Below are 17,927 nucleotides of genomic sequence, written 5' to 3'. Positions count from 1 at the left end.
GCTATCCGAATTTTTGCGGGGGAGGGCAAGAGGAAGCGCGTCGTGCAGCCGTCGCTGCGTCCCGTGGCTATGTCCGTCCGGCATTCCCACGGGACGCGACGTCGTTCACACGGTCAGCACGTCGCCCGCCACCGGTTGCGCCAGCAACGCGTCGATGAACCGGCGACGCCACCAGATGACATCCTCGGTCACGACATTGTCGATCATCGCCTGCCACCGTTCGATCCGCTCGGCGCGCGGCATGCGCAGCGCCTTGTCGATCGCATCCGCCACATCCTCGGCACTGTACGGATTGACGAGCAGTGCACCGACGCCGAGCTGCGGCGCGGCACCCGCGAAGCGCGACAGTACCAGCACCCCCGGATCGCGCGGGTCCTGCGCGGCGACATATTCCTTCGCCACCAAGTTCATGCCGTCGCGCAACGGCGTCACCAGCCCGATCCGCGCCGCGCGATAGATGCCGGCCAGTACGTCGCGGGCATAGCCCTTGTTCACATAGCGGATCGGCACCCAGTCGGTATCGGCGAACGCGCCGTTGATCCGGCCCGACATCTGTTCCAGCGTGTTGCGGATATCGCGATAGGTCTGCACCGCCGTGCGCGACGGCGGTGCGATCTGCAGCAGATACACCAGCGCCCGTCGGTCTGGATGGTTCTGAAGGAAGCGTTCGTACCCCGAAAAGCGCTCCGGCAATCCCTTCGAATAATCCAGCCGGTCGACACCGACGATCAGGCTGCGCCCGACGCCGCTTTCGAGCTGCTGCAACTGCGCGGCGCGTGCCACCGGGCCGCCGGCTTCGGCGATGAAGTCCTTCGCCTCGATCCCGATCGGGCAGCTGATCGCGCGGATCGTGCGTCCGCCGACCGTCACCGCGCCATTCTCGCCGATCGAGCCGCCCATTTCCTCGGTCACGTAATTGCAGAAGCTGTCGAGCCATTCGTCGTTCTGGAACCCGACGACGTCGTACGCGAACAGTGCCTCGACCATCCGCCGGTGATCGGGCAGCGCGGTCAGCAACCGGCGCGGCGGCCACGGGATGTGGAGAAAGAACCCGATCCGGTTCGTCACCCCCTGTTGCCGCAGCACCCAGCCCAGCGGGATCATGTGATAATCATGCACCCACACCAGATCGTCGGGGCGGATGTGCGGGCCGATCCGTTCGCCGAACACGCGGTTGACGCGTTCATAGCCACCCTGGAAATCGCGTTCGAATTCGGTCAGGTCGAGCCGATAGTGGAACAGCGGCCACAGCGTCCGGTTGGCATAGCCGTCGTAATATTCCTCCACATCCTGTTCGGACAGGTCCATCACGGCGGAGGTGACGCCGGCATAGGTCTGGAACCGCAATTCGCGGTCGTCGCTGGTTTCGCCCGACCATCCGAACCAGATGCCGTCTTCCTCCGCCAGCGCGGCGTTGAGCGCGACGGCTAGGCCACCCTGCGCACCGCTGCCGACGTCGGGGGAGGGTGCCTGGACCCGGTTGGAAATGACGATCAGGCGACTCATCGGATAACGTTCCATGACTTGCTCAGCAGGACGGCCGAATTGATCATGCCGACCAACGAATAGGTTTGTGGATAATTGCCCCAAAGCTCGCCGGTCTCGGGATCGATATCCTCCGACAACAGCCCGGCGGGGGTACGGCGGTCGAGCATCTCCTCCAGCAATTCGCGCGCATCGTCGATCCGGCCGGTCGCGTGCAGCGCCTCGATCAGCCAGAACGTGCATACATTGAACGCGGTTTCGGGCAGGCCGAAATCGTCCGCGATGGCATAGCGCAGCATATGGCTGCCGCGTCGCAGCCCGGTCTCGACCGCTTCCAGCGTACCCAGGAACCGCGGATCGCTCGGCTCCAAGAAACGCAGGTCGAGCAACTGGATCAGGCTGGCGTCCAGATCGTCGCCGCCGAACGTCGCCGACAGCCGGTTGGTGTCGGGTCGCCATGCCTCGCGCTCGATCGTGGCGCGCATCGTATCCGCCCGGTCGCGCCAGAACACCACACGGTCGTCCAGCCCGAGCGTCGCGGCGACGTTGGCCAGCCGGTCGCATGCCGCCCAGCACATCGCCGCGCTATAGGTGTGGACGTGGCTTTTCGTCCGCAATTCCCACAGTCCGGCGTCGGGCTTGTCATACGCTTCCCATGCACGTTCGCCGATCGGCTCCAGCGCCTCGAAATCGGCGCGCTTGCCGACGCGGAAGAGCCGCTGGTCGAAAAACCCCTGCGCGTTCGACAGGATGATCTGGCCGTATGCGTCGTGCTGGACCTGTTCGTACGCCTGGTTGCCGACCCGCACCGGACCCATGCCGCGATAGCCGTCGAGGCCGCTGGCCTCGCGCTCGACCAGCGTCGCTTCGCCGCCGACGCCGTACAGCGGCTGGATCTGACCGTCGGCGGCATTGTCGACGATGTTGCGCAGATATTCGAGATATCCTTCGAGCACGTCGAGCGCACCGAGCCGGTTGAGCGCCTGCACCGTATAATAGGCGTCGCGGATCCAGCAGTAGCGATAGTCCCAGTTACGCCCGGAATTGGCGTGTTCGGGGATCGACGTGGTCAGCGCGGCGACGATCGCGCCGGTTTCCTCATGCTGGCACAGCTTCAACGTGATCGCGCTGCGGATCACCGCTTCCTGCCATTCTACCGGGGTGGCGAGGCCACGGACCCAGTGACGCCATTCGTCGATCGTGTTCTTCAGCATGCGCTCGATCGACGCCGGAATCTCGTCCGAAAAACTCTCATCCGGGCCAAGGAAGAAATGCAGCGTCCGTTCGACGCGGAACAGCCGTTCCTCCTCGACCCAGCCGACCGGCGCGCTGGTCGTCAGCCGGATCGCCTCCGCGTCCAGCAGATAGCGGACGTGGTTCGATCCCCGTGTGCGCGGGGCGGGGGCCGCGCCCCAGTCGATCGACGGGCGCAGCCGCACGCGGACGCGTGGACTCCCCTTCAGCGGACGGACGATCCGACAGAATGCCACCGGGCGATACATCCGGTCGTGGCGTTTGAAGCGGGGGCAGAAATCGATGACCTCGATCGCATTGCCCGCCGCATCCTCGTGCCGGGTCACCAGCACCGGCGTATTGCGGATATAGGACTGCGTCGTTTCAACCACGCCGTCCAGATCGATTTCCCAGAATCCGTACGCGCCATCCGACGCACGGCGGCGGTCGTCGAGCAGCGAGGAGAACGCCGGATCGCCGTCGACGCGCGGCAGGCATCCCCACACGAACCGCCCGTTGCGGTCGACCAGCGCCGATACCTGGCAATTTCCGATCGGCCACAGGTCCATCGTCGCGGTCACAGTTCGTTCTCCAGCCAGCTCAGAAAGGAAGCGACGTCGGGCAGGCGGTAGCGTGCGGCGCTGTCGCGCATCGCTCCGATCAATATGCCCGCGCCGCCATGATGCGCGGCCACGACCATGCCGGGTTCGTCGGTCAGGTCGTCGCCGACGAAAACGGGCGCGTGTCCCGCGAACGGCGCGGCCTCGCACAGCGTCGCGATCGCCGTTCCCTTGTCATGGCCGTCCATGCGCAGTTCGATCATCATTTTGCCCGCCTGTACCGCCAGCCCGTCGCGGGCGGCGAACGCCTCGACCATCGCATGCGCTTCCTGCGCGACTTCGGGTGCGCCGCGATAATGGATCGCGACGCCGAGCGTCTTGACCTCGATCACGATGCGGTCGTCCTCGCCGAACCGCCCGGCAAAGGCCCGCTCGGCAGCGACCAGCGCGGCTGGACGGTCGGGCAGCATCGCCTCGGCGCCAGCGCGGCGAATCTCCGCGCCATGGCTGCCGACCACCGCGAACGGTACGATCGCGTCGCCTAGGAACGCATCGAGCTGCGCGATCGATCGGCCGCTCACGATCGCCACCCGCCCGTCGAGCCGTTGGCCGAGCCGGGCGAGCAACCCCGTCAATTCCTGCCCGACCACGACCGCGTCGGGTCGTTCGGCCAGTTCGACCAGGGTGCCGTCGAAATCGAGGAAAAGGCCCGCCTCGGCGAGCAGGCCGGCGGGCGGGGGAGGGAGATCGGAATGCGCCATCGTCAGGGTGAACGCTGCGTCGCGGGAAATCGTTTCGCATATGCGAACTATTGTTTGCTCCGGCGCCGACGCCCGGTTGGTTCAAGGCGGAGCGGGAATGCGACGAACGGGGGCGAACGGATACGTACCACGCTGTCATCGAACCGGACTGGCGAACCGCACGCGCACCCGGTATGCGATCCGGCATGACAGCCCGGATCATCGACGGAAAAGCCTTTGCCGCCCGCCTGCGCGCGCGCGTCGCCACCCAAGCCGCTGCGTTCGCGGAGGCAGCGGGACGTCCCGCCGGCCTCGCGGTCGTACTGGTCGGGGAAGACGCGGCGTCATCGGTCTATGTCCGGTCGAAGGGCAAGGCGACGCGCGAGGCGGGCATGGCGGGGTTCGAACACCGCCTGTCGGCCGACGTGCGACAGGACGAATTGGTCGCGCTGGTCGAACGGCTGAATGCCGATCCGGCGGTGGACGGCATCCTCGTCCAGTTGCCGCTGCCGGCGCATCTCGATGCCGATGCCGTGTTGCTGACGATCGATCCTGACAAGGATGTCGACGGCTTTCACCCGGTCAATGCCGGGCGGCTGGCGACCGGCCTGCCCGGCATGGTGCCGTGCACGCCCTATGGCTGCCTGTTGCTGTTGCAGGACGAACTGGGCGACCTGTCGGGACTGGACGCGGTCGTCGTCGGGCGGTCGAATATCGTCGGCAAGCCGATGGCGGCGTTGCTGACCGCCGCCAGTTGCACCGTGACGATCGCCCATTCGCGTACGCGCGACCTGCCGGGCGTCATCGGCCGCGCGGATATCGTCGTCGCGGCGGTCGGTCGCGCGAACTTTGTGCAGGGGGCATGGCTGAAACCCGGCGCTGTCGTCATCGATGTCGGCATCAACCGTATCGATTCCGGGCTGGTCGGCGATGTCGACTTCGCCGCCGCGCTGCCGGTTGCGGCGGCGATCACCCCAGTGCCGGGGGGCGTCGGGCCGATGACGATCGCCTGCCTGCTGCGCAACACGCTGGTCGCCGCCCACCGTCGCGCCGGACTGGCGTTCGACGAGGGTCGGGCATGATCGAACTGTTCGTCTCGTCGCTCATCACCTTCTTCGTGGTGATCGATCCGCCGGGTTGCGCGCCGATCTATGCCGGGCTGACCACCGGCGCGTCGAACGCCCAGCGGCGCGCGATGGCGATCCGCGCCGTCGGCATCGCCACCCTGATCCTGCTGGCCTTCGCGCTGTTCGGGCAGGCGTTGCTCAAGGCACTGGGCATCAGCCTCGACAGTTTCCGCATCGCGGGCGGCATCATGCTGTTCCTGATCGCGCTGGAAATGGTGTTCGAGAAACGCACCCAGCGGCGCGAGGACCGGGCGCAGAAGATCATCGAGACGCCCGAGGTCGAGGACGTGTCGACCTTTCCCATGGCGATGCCGATGATCGCGGGACCGGGATCGATCGCGTCGGTGATGCTGCTGATGAGCCAGGTCGGTGATTGGTCGTCGCGTCTGGTCGTGCTCGGCGCATTGGCTGCGATCCTTGCGTTGACGCTGGCCGCATTGCTTGCGGCAGGACCAATCATGCGCCGGCTGGGTGTGCGGATCGAAGCGGTCATCACCCGCCTGTTGGGAGTGCTGCTGGCTGCGCTGGCGGCGCAGTTCGTCATCGACGGCCTGCGGGCGAGCTTTCTGTAAAGCGACAAGGCTCGACCTGCCCGGGGCGGAACTCTGCCAACCCCCGGGTCACTGGCGACCGGCGGCCGCAAGCGCCGCACGGCAAGCCGTTGACATCAAACCGCTGTTCCAACCGGACGTGCTGTGGCAGTTTGGTGACAGCGGATACAAAAGTTGTGAAATACGGCTAACCGTATTTACAATCAGTCGAAAGTCGCACGATACTCCGGGTGTTCGGACCAGCCAACGCGCGGTCCGTCGACTTGAGTGCCCCATCGCGGGCTAAAGGGGATTGCTGCTTCCATGATTGCTCTCTCGATGCGCACGTCGTTGCGCCAAGGTGCCGCTGTGTCCGCGATGATCGCCGGCCTGTTCGCCGTGCCGGTGTCCGCACAGGAAGTCCCGCAGGCAGGGCAGACCGTTCCGGTCGCCCCGGCCGCCGAAGAGGGTGACTCGCAGGACATCGTCGTCACCGGATCGATCCTGCGCGGTGCCGACAGCGGCATTTCGCCGGTCACGACCATCACGGCCGAGAACCTCGACGCGCGCGGCATCAATACGGTGCAGGACGCGATCCAGCTGCTGTCGTCCAACAACGGGCCGGCGCTGACCAACTCGTTCACCGCGAACGGCGCGTTTGCCGGCGGCGCTTCGGCCGTTTCGCTCCGCGGCCTGTCGACCAGCTCGACGCTGGTATTGTTCGACGGTCTGCGCGCCAGCTATTACCCGCTGGCGGACGACGGTTCGCGCAACTTCGTCGATCTGAACACGATCCCGGACGACATCGTCGACCGGATCGAAGTGCTGCGCGACGGCGCATCGTCGAGCTACGGCGCCGACGCGATTGCCGGCGTGGTCAACATCATCACGAAGCGCGCGTTCAACGGCGTGAGCGGCCGTGTCGAGGCCGGCATCTCCGAGGACGGCGTTGCTGCCAACCAGCGTCTCACGCTGACCGCCGGCACCGGCGACCTCGATGAAAAGGGTTACAACGCCTACATCAGCGGCTTCTTCTTCCGCAGCGAAGGCGTCAAGAACCGCGACCTGCCGGGCGTGTTCGCTACCGACGATCAGCGCAGCCTTGGCGAGGGTGCCCCGAACGGCATCCTGAACGGCCAGAACGCAGCCGGCGAACTGAACGGGTTCTCCGTCGGCAGCACCTTCTACGTCCGGCCGGGCACGACCGGGCGGTATCAGATCCTGAACCCCGCGGCAGGCTGCTTCGCCGGTCCGTCGGTGACGCCGACGGCGGCCGATCTGGCCCGGCTTAACGCAAATGGCGGGTTGGTGAATGGCGCGCTGCCGCTGTCCAACGTCTGTCAGGAAGATCTCACCTACAACTATGGTAACGTAACGCCCGACATCGAGCGTTTCGGCGGATCGGCGCGGTTTACCGCGAAGATCGGCGACACGTCGGAAGCCTATCTGGCCGTTAACTTCCAGCAGACGACGTCGAGCTACCAGGGCGCGACGGGCGTCATCCGTGGCAGCGCGCCGACCGGCATCCTGTTCCCGCAGTTCTCGACCGCATCGTCCGCAGCGAACTTCGCACCGGGTTCGGCCCCGCTTACCCTTCCGGTCTATGTTTGCGCCGCGCGTGTAAACTGCTCGGCGACGAACGGCACGCTGAACCCGAACAATCCGTTTGCGGCGGCAGGCCAAACGGCGCAGGTTCTCGGTCGTAACCAGGAACTGGTCTACAACGAAACGCGCAGCCGCGTGTATCGTGCGGCGTTCGGGATTTCCGGCACGTTCCTCAACGATTTCGACTACAACTTCAACGCTACCGCAATGCACACTGATCTGCAGCGCAAGCAGGACGGATATGTCTATATCCAGAACCTGCTGAACGTGATCGCCGACGGTACGTACAATTTCAACAACCCCAGCCAGAATTCGCAGGCGGTGCGCGACTATGTCACGCCGGTGAACATCACCGATGCATCGTCGGATCTGTATCAGGCGCAGTTGACCGTCAGCAAGGAACTGTTCGAACTGCCCGGCGGCCCGTTGCAGGTCGGCGTCGGCGGCTCGATCTTCTACGAAGCGGTCAATGCGCCCAGTGCCAACCCGGACACCAACGGTCCGTCGCAGCGCTACTTCACCATCAACGCCTTCGGCACCGAAGGTAACCGTACCGTCACTTCCGCGTTCGGCGAAATCCAGGCACCGGTACTCGACCAGCTCGACGTCAACCTGTCGGGACGCTATGATCGCTATTCGAGCGGCCAGAGCAACTTCTCGCCAAAGGCAGGCGCACGGTTCACGCCGTTCCGCCAGCTGACGATCCGCGGAACGTGGTCGCGCGGTTTCCGCATTCCGAGCTTCGCCGAAGCGAACGCGCTGCCGACCACCGGCTACGTGTCGCAGTCGATCACGGCGGTTCCGGCCAGCTTCCGTGCGCAATATGGCGCGGCCTGCGCCAACGATGCGACGGCGGCGACCGCCTGCCCGACCTATCTGACGGCTTATTCGATCGGGTCGACCACGCTCGCCTCGCCGGACCTGAAGCCGGAGAAGTCGCGCAGCTTCACTGCGGGTATCCAGGTCACGCCGATTTCGAACTTCACGCTGACGGTCGACTATTTCAACATCAAGAAGACCGGGGCGATCACCTCGCCGTCGAACGCTCCGGCCATCGCGGCCTATTATGCCGGTCAGGCAATCCCGGCAGGCTACAACGTCATTCCCGACGCGCCCGACGTCAACCTGCCAACCGGCCGTCCGCGCATCGGCTTCGTCGAATCGCAGCTCATCAACTCGGATACGATCTTCTCCGAAGGCATCGATTTCGGCGCAAGCGGCCGGGTTGATTTCGGCGCGTTCCAGTGGCGCACGAACCTCAATGCCAGCCTTCTGATCGAGCTGAGCACGACGTTCCCGGACGGCAGCAAGGAAACCTATGTCGACACGCTCGGCAACTTCAACTTGACCGCAGGCAACGGCACGTTCCGGTGGCGCGGCAACTGGAGCAACACGTTCGCGTTCGACAAGGTCGACGTGACCGGGACCGTGAACTACGTGTCGGGTTACGATCTGTCGGCACAGGACCAGGGCGACGACTATAGCGATTGCGGTCAGAACCCGGGCTATGTCGATTGCCGGGTAAAGAGCTACCTGACCGCCGATCTGAACGTCAGCTTCAACGTGAACGACCGGGTCAGCGTCTATGTCAACGCATTGAACCTGTTCGATCGCCTGCCTCCGATCGATCCGGTCACCTACGGTGCGCATCTGTACAACGCGGTGCAGGGCGGCAACGGTATCTTCGGCCGCAGCTTCCGCGCAGGCGCGAAGTTCGGCTTCTAGTCCTAGCCAGCGCAGTATGATTGGGCCGCTTCCTCACGGGGAAGCGGCCCTTTTTTTGTGATTTAGCTTCCAAGGACAGGCCTTGGGTACGCAGTTGCCGTTGGTATGGGATCCAGCATCGATCGCTGCAGCCGGCATGGTATCCCGCGATTTTCGGAACAGGATGGACCGCGTACTAAACCCCGGTGGGAACGGTCCAAATCAATACGCATGTAGTCAAAAATATGCTCGATATTTAGGCATTCCAAGAGAAAATGCTTAAAATTGGGGCAGATTCCCCCAAAAACTGTCGTAGTTTTACAACAAGGTTTCATATTCATGGACTTTTGACGAACGCCGGTTGCCCTCGGACTTCGGCTCTAGTTAGGCTTGCCGTCAGAAAGTCCGCTTGTGGCTTCAGCCAAATGAGGGTCGTGCATGAAAACCGAGTTCCGTAACCTGCTTCTGACGTCTACGTTGCTGATGGGCGTCGCTTCGCCCGCATTCGCGCAGGTCGCACCGACTCCTGAAGTCGAGGGCGCGTCCGAGGAAGGCAGCGAAGAGATTCTGGTTACGGGTTCGCGCATTGCGCGAGTGGAAATCGACTCCCCGGTTCCGGTCACCACGATCACCAGCACACAGTTGTTGCAGGATGCAGCGGCCAACGTTTCGGATATTCTGAACGAGTTGCCGCAGGTTGCGATCGGCTCGACCCGGACCAACACGAACTTCCTGACGTCGGGCACTGGTGTTTCTACCGTGAACCTGCGCGGTCTCGGATCGAACCGCACGCTGGTGCTGGTCAACGGTCGCCGGTTCGTCGGTGGCTTCGGCGGCGACACGGCCGTCGACATCAATAACATCCCGGTCGACCTGCTCGACCGCGTTGACAACATTACCGGTGGATCGTCGGCGGTATATGGTTCGGATGCAGTCGCGGGCGTCGTGAACTTCATAATGAAGACCAGCTTCGAAGGGCTTCAGGTCCGTGCGCAGGCTGGAACCACCGAACGTGGCGACAATGGCCGTTATCTGGTCAGCGTCACCGGCGGTACCAAATGGGGTGCGGATGATCGCGGCAACGCGATGGTCAACTTCTCGTACGACCGCGACGAGGGGCTGCTGTCGGCCGACCGCGCTATTTCGGCACAGGATTGCGCCGGATTGATCTGCGGACCGGGCGCCTACAGCTCGTTCGCACCGCAGGGCCAGTTCCAGCTGACCGGTGTGCCGACCAGCGCTACCGACTCTGGCATCAAGGCGGTCTTGCCGGGTAACAATTCGAACTTCTCGTACCGTCCGGACGGTTCGCTGGCGTTGTTGCCGGGCTACCAGACCGGAATCTACGGCTTCAACCGCAACGGCGTCCGCCGTATCGCCGTGCCGCTGGAACGGTATCTCGCCAACGGTATCTTCAACTACGAGATCAACGACTCGATCCAGGCCTATGCGGAAGTGACTTACGCCCGCACCAGCTCGAACGCGTCGCTTGAAGCGTTCGCATTGCAGACCGCCGACCTGGGCGACGGCATTCCGATCACCAACGCTTTCATCCCGACGTCGATCGCCGCCGCGATCGCCGCCGCCAATTCGGACGGCATCACCACCAACGACGTGACGGGCATCGGTTTCCGCCGCCGGCAGAACGAGGTGTTCGACCGCAGCAACCGTGCAGAGCGCAATACGTGGCGCGCCGTCGCCGGCCTGCGCGGCGATCTGGGGGCTAATTTCGACTTCGACCTCAGCTATGTCTACGGTCATCTGAACGACTTCAACGCCAGCCAGGATATCGATACCGCGCGCTATCGCCAGTCGCTTGACTCGATCCGCGTCGGCACGGGCAATGTCGTCGGCACCGATATCGTCTGCCGCGACGTAGCGGCACGCGCGGCCGGCTGCGTCCCGATCAACCTGTTCGGGCTGGGCACCGCCGATCCGCGCGCATCCGCCTATGTCCAGGCGGTCGTTCCCAAGTCGGAGGAAATCACGAACGAACAGCATGTCGTGACCGCAGTGGTGACGAATTCCTCGCTGTTCGATCTGGGGGCTGGCGGCGTCGGCATCTCGGCGGGTGTCGAATACCGGTATGAGTCGGTCTTCGACGATCTCGACATCCTGACCAACACCGGCGGCAATTCGGGCAATCAGATCCCCGATCTTACCGGCTCGCAGGATGTCAAGGAAGTGTTCGGCGAAGTGAACGTGCCACTGCTGGCCGATCGCCCGTTCTTCGAGTATCTCGGCGTCAACGGCGCGGTCCGCTACTCGGACTATTCGACCGTCGGCAGCGTGTTCAGCTGGAACGCGGGTGCGGAGTGGGAGCCGGTAAAGGGCCTGCGCTTCCGCGGTCGCTATGCCGTCGCCAACCGTGCACCGAACAATAGCGAGCTGTTCAGCGCACCGTCGGAAACCTTCGCGGCAGTGACCGATCCATGCGACGGCATCACGCGTACCTCGACCGGTGCTGCCGATGCGGCTTGCCGCGCCGTGCCCGGCATCGCAGCGTTCTTCGCCGCCAATCCCGGCGGCACGTTCGCCTACACGCTGGCCGACACGCAGAATGTGAACGGCTTCGTTGGCGGTAACGATGCGCTGAACGAGGAAAAGGCGAAGACGATCACCGCCGGTTTCGTCTTCACGCCGACGTTCCTGCCAGGGTTCCAGCTCACCGCCGACTATTTCGACATCAAGATCGATGGTGCGATCGACACGCTCGACCGTAGCGATACGATCGAAAAATGTCTGCTGACCGGCGATGCCGTGTTCTGCAACAACGTGATCCGTTCCGCCGCGACCGGCATTCTCCAGACCGTCAATGCGCAGCTCATCAACATCGCCGCGTACAAGGTGCGCGGGATCGACGTGACGATGCGCTACGGGCGGACCCTGGGCATCGCCACCGACGATCGTCTGACCGTGACCGCCAACTATACCTATCTGCTCGACAACAAGCGGCAGGACGATCCTGCCACGCCCGAGGAGGAGGATGCTGGCGGTTTCGGTCGTGGCGCCACGCTGCGTAGCGCCTATTCGACGCACAATCTGAACGCCCGTGCGACCTATACGGTCGAAGGGACCAGTCTGAGCTGGCAGACCAACTTCCTGAGCGGCGGTGATTTCATCCGCAACGGGTTCATCAGTAACGATCCTGCCATTCAGGCGCTGAACAGCGTCGACGATTACTGGCTGCATAACGTTCAGGTCAGCCAGGAAGTGGCGAAGAACTTCACCTTCTTCTTCAACGTTGACAATCTATTCGATACGCAGCCGCAATATCTGCCCGGCACGCCGTACGGCACGCCGACCGGTCTCGAAACGTCGGCCGATTTCGACCTGTTCGGTCGCCGCTTCACGGCGGGTGCGCGTTTCCGCTTCTGAGCGCTTCGATCGGACGGTCATCGGGGGGGGGAGTGGGACGGTCGTCCCGCTCCCCCTTTGCGTTTCACGCCACGCGCAACACCAACCGCCCGTCGCCCTCATCCACCGACACTGTCGATCCGTCCTTGACCTGTCCGCGCAGGATCAGGTCGGCCAGCGGGTCCTGCAGATAGCGCTGCACGGCGCGTTTCAGCGGGCGGGCGCCGTAGACCGGGTCGTAGCCGACACGGCCCAGCCACGTCCGGGCCGCGTCGCTCAGTTCGATCTTCACCTTGCGATCCGCCAGCAGCCGGCGGACGCGCCCGATCTGGATGTCGACGATCGGGGCCATGTGATCCGCCGCCAGCCGGTGGAACAGGATGATCTCGTCCAGCCGGTTCAGGAATTCCGGCCGGAAATGGGCACGCACTACGTCCATCACCTGCGGCTCGACCGCTTCTGCCGGCTGTCCGTCGGCAAGGTTGGTCAGATAGGCGGAGCCGAGGTTCGACGTCAGGATCACGATCGTGTTCGAAAAATCGACCGTGCGACCCTGTCCGTCGGTCAGGCGGCCGTCGTCCAGCACCTGCAACAGGATGTTGAACACGTCCGAATGCGCCTTCTCCACCTCGTCGAACAGGATCACCTGATACGGCCGGCGTCGGACGGCTTCGGTCAGCACGCCGCCTTCCTCATAGCCGACATAGCCCGGGGGCGCACCGATCAGCCGGGCGACGGCGTGCTTTTCCATGAACTCGCTCATGTCGATCCGCACCATCGCATTGGGATCGTCGAACAGGAATTCGGCCAGCGACTTGGTCAGCTCGGTCTTGCCGACGCCGGTCGGCCCAAGGAACAGGAACGACCCCAGCGGCCGGTTCGGGTCCTGCAACCCCGCGCGGCTGCGACGCACGGCGGTGGCGACGGCCCGGACCGCTTCCGCCTGTCCGATCACGCGCTTGCCCAGCGCCTCTTCCATCTGGAGCAGCTTTTCGCGCTCGCCCTCCAGCATCCGGTCGACCGGAATCCCGGTCCACCGGCTGACTACGCCCGCGATATCGTCGCCGGTCACTTCCTCGCGCAGCATCGCGCCGGTCGATGCGCCCTGCGCCGCCGCCAGCTGCTTTTCGAGCGTCGGCAGCGTGCCATAGGTCAGCTCGGACATCTTCGCGAGGTCGCCCGAACGCTGTGCCTGTTCCAGCGCCATGCGCGCCGCGTCGATCTGTTCCTTCAGCTTTGCCTCTGACGCGATCTTGTCGCGTTCCGCGTGCCAGCGGCTCGACAACTCGCCCAATTGCTGTTCGGCATTGGCCAGTTCGCCTTCGATCGTTTCCAGCCGGTCGGCGCTCGCGGCATCGCTTTCGCGGCGAAGCGCCTCGCGCTCGATCTTCATGCGCAGGATGCGGCGGTCGAGGCTCTCGATCTCCTCGGGCTTGCTCTCCACCTCCATGCGCAACCGGCTGGCGGCCTCGTCCATCAGGTCGATCGCCTTGTCGGGCAGGAACCGGTCGGTGATATACCGGTTCGACAGCGTCGCCGCCGACACCAATGCACCGTCGGTGATCCGAACGCCGTGATGCAGTTCGTATTTTTCCTTCAGGCCGCGCAGTATGCTGATCGTATCCTCGACGGTCGGTTCGCCGACGAACACTGGCTGGAACCGCCGCTGGAGCGCGGGGTCCTTTTCGACATGCTTGCGATATTCGTCGAGCGTCGTGGCGCCAATGCAGTGGAGTTCGCCGCGCGCCAGCGCGGGCTTGAGCAGGTTGCCGGCGTCCATCGCGCCTTCGGATTTTCCCGCGCCGATCAACGTGTGCATCTCGTCGATGAACAGGATGATCTGGCCATCGGCACCCTTCACCTCGTCCAGCACGCCCTTCAACCGTTCCTCGAACTCGCCGCGATATTTCGCGCCCGCGATCAACGATCCCATGTCGAGCGACATGAGCGCGCGGTCCTTCAACCCGTCGGGAACGTCGCCATTGGCGATGCGCAGCGCCAGCCCCTCGGCGATCGCGGTCTTGCCGACGCCGGGTTCGCCGATCAGGACGGGATTGTTCTTGGTGCGCCGCGCGAGGATCTGGATCGTGCGGCGGATTTCCTCGTCGCGCCCGATCACGGGGTCCAGCTTGCCGTCGCGCGCGGCGGCGGTCAGGTCGCGCGCGAACTTGCGCAACGCGTCATACCGGTCCTCCGCGCCGGCGGTATCGGCATTGCGCCCGCCGCGCAGCGTCTCGATCGCGGCGTTCAGTCCCTGTGCGGTGACACCGGCGGCGGCCAGCGCCTTGCCCGAAGCCCCGTTCGACAGGGTCAGCGCCAGCAGCATGCGCTCGACGGTGACATAGCTGTCGCCCGCCTTCGTCGCGATCTGTTCGGCTTGGTCGAGCAAGCGCACGGCATCGTTGTCGAGACCCGGTGCCGATTGCGCGCCCGATCCCGATACGCTCGGCAGTTTTGCCAGCGCGGCATCGGCTTCCGCATTCGCGCGGCGCGGATCGCCGCCGGCGGCGGTAATCAGGCCCGACGCCATCCCCTGATCGTCGTCGAGCAACGCTTTTAGGATATGGTCGGGGGTGATCCGCTGATGGCTGTTACGGATCGCCACGGTCTGCGCGGCCTGCAGGAAACCTTTGGCGCGGTCGGTGAATTTATCGAGGTTCATTCGTGTCCCCTATACTGTTGTCCGCGATATGGTGTGGTATTACGGCAACACAAGAGCGACGCTTGCGCGGAGCCAAGGTAACGGTTTAAGGGTTGCGCAATCGATTTGATCCGGCAACGACCGGGCACAGGAGAGTTGAATATGATGCTCGATTTCGGGCTGGGCGAGATGGCCGATACCATCCGCGACACCACGCAGCGCTTCGCCGCCGATCGGATCGCGCCGATCGCCGCCGCGATCGATGCGGAAGACCGTTTCCCCGTCGAGCTATGGCCTGAAATGGGTGCGCTGGGACTGCATGGCATTACCGTGGCGGAGGCGGACGGCGGTCTGGGCCTCGGCTATCTCGACCATGTCGTGGCGTGTGAGGAAGTGGCGCGGGCGTCCGCGTCGGTCGGCCTGTCCTACGGCGCGCATTCCAACCTGTGCATCAACCAGATCGCACGGTGGGGCAATGCGGAGCAGAAGGCGAAGTATCTGCCACCGCTGATCGCTGGCGAACATGTCGGCGCGCTGGCCATGTCCGAAGTTGCCGCTGGATCGGACGTGGTATCGATGGGGCTGCGCGCCGATCCGGTCGCGGGCGGATACCGGCTGAACGGCACGAAATTCTGGATCACCAACGCACCCTATGCCGCGACGCTGGTCGTCTATGCAAAGACCGACGCGACGGCCGGATCGCGCGGGATCACCGCCTTCCTCGTCGAAAAGGACTTCGCCGGTTTTTCGATCGGGCAGAAGATCGACAAGATGGGCATGCGCGGATCGCCGACCGCCGAACTGGTGTTCGATGATTGTTTCGTGCCCACCGAAAACGTCATGGGGCCGCTGAACGGCGGGGTCCGTGTGTTGATGAGCGGGCTGGATTACGAACGGGTCGTGCTGTCGGGCATTCAGCTTGGCATCATGCAGGCGTGCCTCGACACGGTATTGCCGTATGTGCGCGAACGTCGCCAGTTCGGCCGGCCGATCGGCGCGTTCCAGCTGATGCAGGGCAAGGTCGCCGACATGAGCGTCGCGCTCAATTCGGCCCGCGCCTATGTCTATGCGGTCGCACGGGCGTGCGACACCGGCCGCACGACCCGGCACGACGCGGCGGGCGCGATCCTGCTGGCGTCGGAAAGCGCCGTGCGCGTGGCGAACGATGCCGTGCAGGCGCTGGGCGGGGCGGGCTATACGAAGGACTGGCCGGTCGAACGCTATTACCGCGATGCCAAGCTGCTCGATATCGGCGCGGGCACCAACGAAGTCCGGCGGATGCTGATCGGCCGCGAACTCATCGGCGGCGAGGCACCGGGGGCACAGTGACGATCCTGCCGACCCTGATCGATCGCGGCACCGCCGCCTTCGCCGCCAATGCCGCGCACAACGACGCGCTGGTCGCCGAACTCCATGCGAAGGTCGCCGTGACCGCGCGCGGCGGATCGGATGCCAGCCGCGATCGCCATGTCGCGCGCGGCAAGTTGCTGCCGCGTGACCGCATCCACCGGCTGCTCGATCCCGGTTCGCCGTTTCTCGAAATCGGGGCGCTGGCGGCGGGCGGCATGTACGACGATGCCGCACCGGCGGCGGGCGTCATCGCCGGGATCGGGCGGGTGCATGGCCGGGAAGTCATGGTCGTCGCCAATGATCCCACGGTAAAGGGCGGCGCGTACTTCCCGATGACCGTCAAGAAACACCTGCGCGCACAGGAAATCGCGACCGAAAATCATCTGCCGTGCGTCTATCTCGTCGACAGCGGCGGAGCCAACCTGCCGCATCAGGCGGAGGTGTTTCCCGACCGCGACCATTTCGGCCGCATCTTTTTCAACCAGGCGCAACTGTCGGCGAAGGGCATCGCGCAGATCGCATGCGTCATGGGCAGTTGCACCGCCGGCGGCGCCTATGTCCCCGCCATGTCCGATGAAACCGTGATCGTGCGGGGGCAGGGGACGATCTTCCTTGCTGGACCGCCGCTGGTCAAGGCCGCGACGGGTGAGGTCATCTCTGCCGAGGAACTGGGCGGGGCCGATACCCATGGCCGCAAATCCGGCGTGGTCGATCATGTCGCCGACGACGATGAACACGCGTTGCTGATCGTGCGCGATATCGTCGCCACGCTGCCGCCGCCGCGCCGCGCCGATATCGGCATCGCCGATCCGCGCCCGCCGCGCCACGACCCTGCCGATCTGGCAGGGATCGTGCCGGTCGACGTCCGCGCACCCTATGACGTGCGCGAAGTGATCGCGCGGATCGTCGACGGATCGGAACTGCACGAATTCAAGCCGCTCTACGGCACGACCCTCGTCTGCGGGTTTGCCCGCATTTGGGGCATGCCGGTCGCGATCCTCGCCAATAACGGTGTGCTGTTCTCCGAAAGCGCGCAGAAGGGCGCGCACTTCATCGAACTGGCATGTCAGCGCCGCGTCCCGCTGCTGTTCCTCCAGAATATCTCCGGCTTCATGGTCGGCGGTAAGTATGAGGCGGAAGGCATTGCAAAACATGGCGCAAAGCTGGTGATGGCGGTCGCGACGGCGCAGGTGCCGAAGCTGACATTGCTGATCGGCGGCAGCTTTGGCGCGGGCAATTACGGCATGTGCGGTCGTGGCTATTCGCCCCGTTTTCTGTTCACATGGCCGAACAGCCGGATCGGGGTCATGGGCGGTGAACAGGCGGCCAGCGTGCTTGCCACCGTGCATCGCGACGCCGAACGCTGGACGCCGGAGGAAGCGGAAGCGTTCAAGGCCCCGGTCCGCGCGAAGTACGAGGCGGAGGGCAATCCCTATTACGCGACCGCGCGGCTGTGGGATGATGGCATCATCGAACCGGCGCAGACCCGCGACGTGCTGGGCCTCGCGCTGTCGGTCACGTTGAACGCGCCGATCCCCGATCGGGCGCAGTTCGGCGTATTTCGGATGTAGTCATATCGTTTGGCCCCGCATCCC

The 17,927-nt window shown here is 64.5% G+C and carries 10 protein-coding genes; 6 read left to right on the top strand and 4 right to left on the bottom strand.

Annotated features, from left to right (window positions below; translation table 11 throughout):
* Nucleotides 1-105: 105 nt before the first annotated feature.
* Genes IFT55_RS03375 through otsB form a run of 3 tightly spaced genes read right to left on the bottom strand, consistent with a single transcriptional unit; the run spans nt 106 to nt 4,039 of the window.
* Nucleotides 106-1,506, bottom strand: coding sequence for an alpha,alpha-trehalose-phosphate synthase (UDP-forming) (locus tag IFT55_RS03375; RefSeq protein WP_192089080.1), 1,401 nt, complete (start codon nt 1,504-1,506; stop codon nt 106-108).
* The gene (locus IFT55_RS03370; protein ID WP_192089078.1) at nt 1,503-3,299 is read right to left on the bottom strand and encodes a glycoside hydrolase family 15 protein; all 1,797 of its coding nucleotides are present in this window, start codon (nt 3,297-3,299) and stop codon (nt 1,503-1,505) included. Before IFT55_RS03370 ends, IFT55_RS03375 begins: the two co-directional genes overlap by 4 nt.
* On the bottom strand, nt 3,296-4,039 hold the full coding sequence (otsB, locus tag IFT55_RS03365; RefSeq protein ID WP_192089076.1) for a trehalose-phosphatase: 744 nt from the start codon (nt 4,037-4,039) through the stop codon (nt 3,296-3,298). The genes IFT55_RS03370 and otsB overlap by 4 nt, the downstream gene beginning before the upstream one ends.
* A 185-nt stretch (nt 4,040-4,224) precedes the next feature.
* On the opposite strand from otsB, the gene folD reads away from it, so the two are divergent.
* From folD to IFT55_RS03345, 4 genes are all read left to right on the top strand, one after another.
* On the top strand, nt 4,225-5,100 hold the full coding sequence (gene folD, locus IFT55_RS03360) for a bifunctional methylenetetrahydrofolate dehydrogenase/methenyltetrahydrofolate cyclohydrolase FolD (RefSeq protein WP_192089074.1): 876 nt from the start codon (nt 4,225-4,227) through the stop codon (nt 5,098-5,100).
* Nucleotides 5,097-5,717: a MarC family protein gene (locus IFT55_RS03355; RefSeq protein ID WP_192089072.1), complete on the top strand. Its 621-nt coding sequence runs from the start codon at nt 5,097-5,099 to the stop codon at nt 5,715-5,717. Before folD ends, IFT55_RS03355 begins: the two co-directional genes overlap by 4 nt.
* Before the next feature lie 336 nt (nt 5,718-6,053).
* Entirely contained in the window at nt 6,054-9,005 is a 2,952-nt protein-coding gene (locus IFT55_RS03350; RefSeq protein ID WP_249403596.1) for a TonB-dependent receptor domain-containing protein, read from the top strand.
* A gap of 417 nt (nt 9,006-9,422) precedes the next feature.
* The gene (locus IFT55_RS03345) at nt 9,423-12,362 is read left to right on the top strand and encodes a TonB-dependent receptor domain-containing protein (protein WP_192089070.1); all 2,940 of its coding nucleotides are present in this window, start codon (nt 9,423-9,425) and stop codon (nt 12,360-12,362) included.
* A gap of 64 nt (nt 12,363-12,426) precedes the next feature.
* Here the strand turns inward: IFT55_RS03345 and clpB are convergent, their stop codons facing one another.
* On the bottom strand, nt 12,427-15,003 hold the full coding sequence (clpB, locus tag IFT55_RS03340) for an ATP-dependent chaperone ClpB (RefSeq protein WP_192089068.1): 2,577 nt from the start codon (nt 15,001-15,003) through the stop codon (nt 12,427-12,429).
* A 141-nt stretch (nt 15,004-15,144) separates the two neighbouring features.
* Here clpB and IFT55_RS03335 point away from each other — a divergent pair, with 141 nt between their 5' ends.
* Together IFT55_RS03335 and IFT55_RS03330 are read left to right on the top strand one after the other, a co-directional pair.
* Complete coding sequence (locus IFT55_RS03335) at nt 15,145-16,311, top strand: acyl-CoA dehydrogenase family protein (RefSeq protein WP_192089065.1); 1,167 nt, start codon at nt 15,145-15,147, stop codon at nt 16,309-16,311.
* The gene (locus IFT55_RS03330; RefSeq protein ID WP_342029218.1) at nt 16,308-17,903 is read left to right on the top strand and encodes a carboxyl transferase domain-containing protein; all 1,596 of its coding nucleotides are present in this window, start codon (nt 16,308-16,310) and stop codon (nt 17,901-17,903) included. Before IFT55_RS03335 ends, IFT55_RS03330 begins: the two co-directional genes overlap by 4 nt.
* Nucleotides 17,904-17,927 lie beyond the last annotated feature (24 nt).

The organism is Sphingomonas sp. CFBP 13720 (assembly GCF_014842075.1).
Taxonomy (GTDB): domain Bacteria; phylum Pseudomonadota; class Alphaproteobacteria; order Sphingomonadales; family Sphingomonadaceae; genus Sphingomonas.
Note: the sequence above shows the minus strand (reverse complement) of the source record. Positions and strands in the feature narration are given on the sequence as shown.

What these genes read in the sequence shown, in the direction of transcription:
- clpB (WP_192089068.1), bottom strand. Translation starts at nt 15,003, where the DNA reads ATGAACCTCGATAAATTCACCGACCGCGCCAAAGGTTTCCTGCAGGCC.
- IFT55_RS03335 (WP_192089065.1), top strand. Translation starts at nt 15,145, where the DNA reads ATGATGCTCGATTTCGGGCTGGGCGAGATGGCCGATACCATCCGCGAC.
- otsB (WP_192089076.1), bottom strand. Translation starts at nt 4,039, where the DNA reads ATGGCGCATTCCGATCTCCCTCCCCCGCCCGCCGGCCTGCTCGCCGAG.
- IFT55_RS03375 (WP_192089080.1), bottom strand. Translation starts at nt 1,506, where the DNA reads ATGAGTCGCCTGATCGTCATTTCCAACCGGGTCCAGGCACCCTCCCCC.
- folD (WP_192089074.1), top strand. Translation starts at nt 4,225, where the DNA reads ATGACAGCCCGGATCATCGACGGAAAAGCCTTTGCCGCCCGCCTGCGC.
- IFT55_RS03350 (WP_249403596.1), top strand. Translation starts at nt 6,054, where the DNA reads ATGATCGCCGGCCTGTTCGCCGTGCCGGTGTCCGCACAGGAAGTCCCG.
- IFT55_RS03355 (WP_192089072.1), top strand. Translation starts at nt 5,097, where the DNA reads ATGATCGAACTGTTCGTCTCGTCGCTCATCACCTTCTTCGTGGTGATC.
- IFT55_RS03345 (WP_192089070.1), top strand. Translation starts at nt 9,423, where the DNA reads ATGAAAACCGAGTTCCGTAACCTGCTTCTGACGTCTACGTTGCTGATG.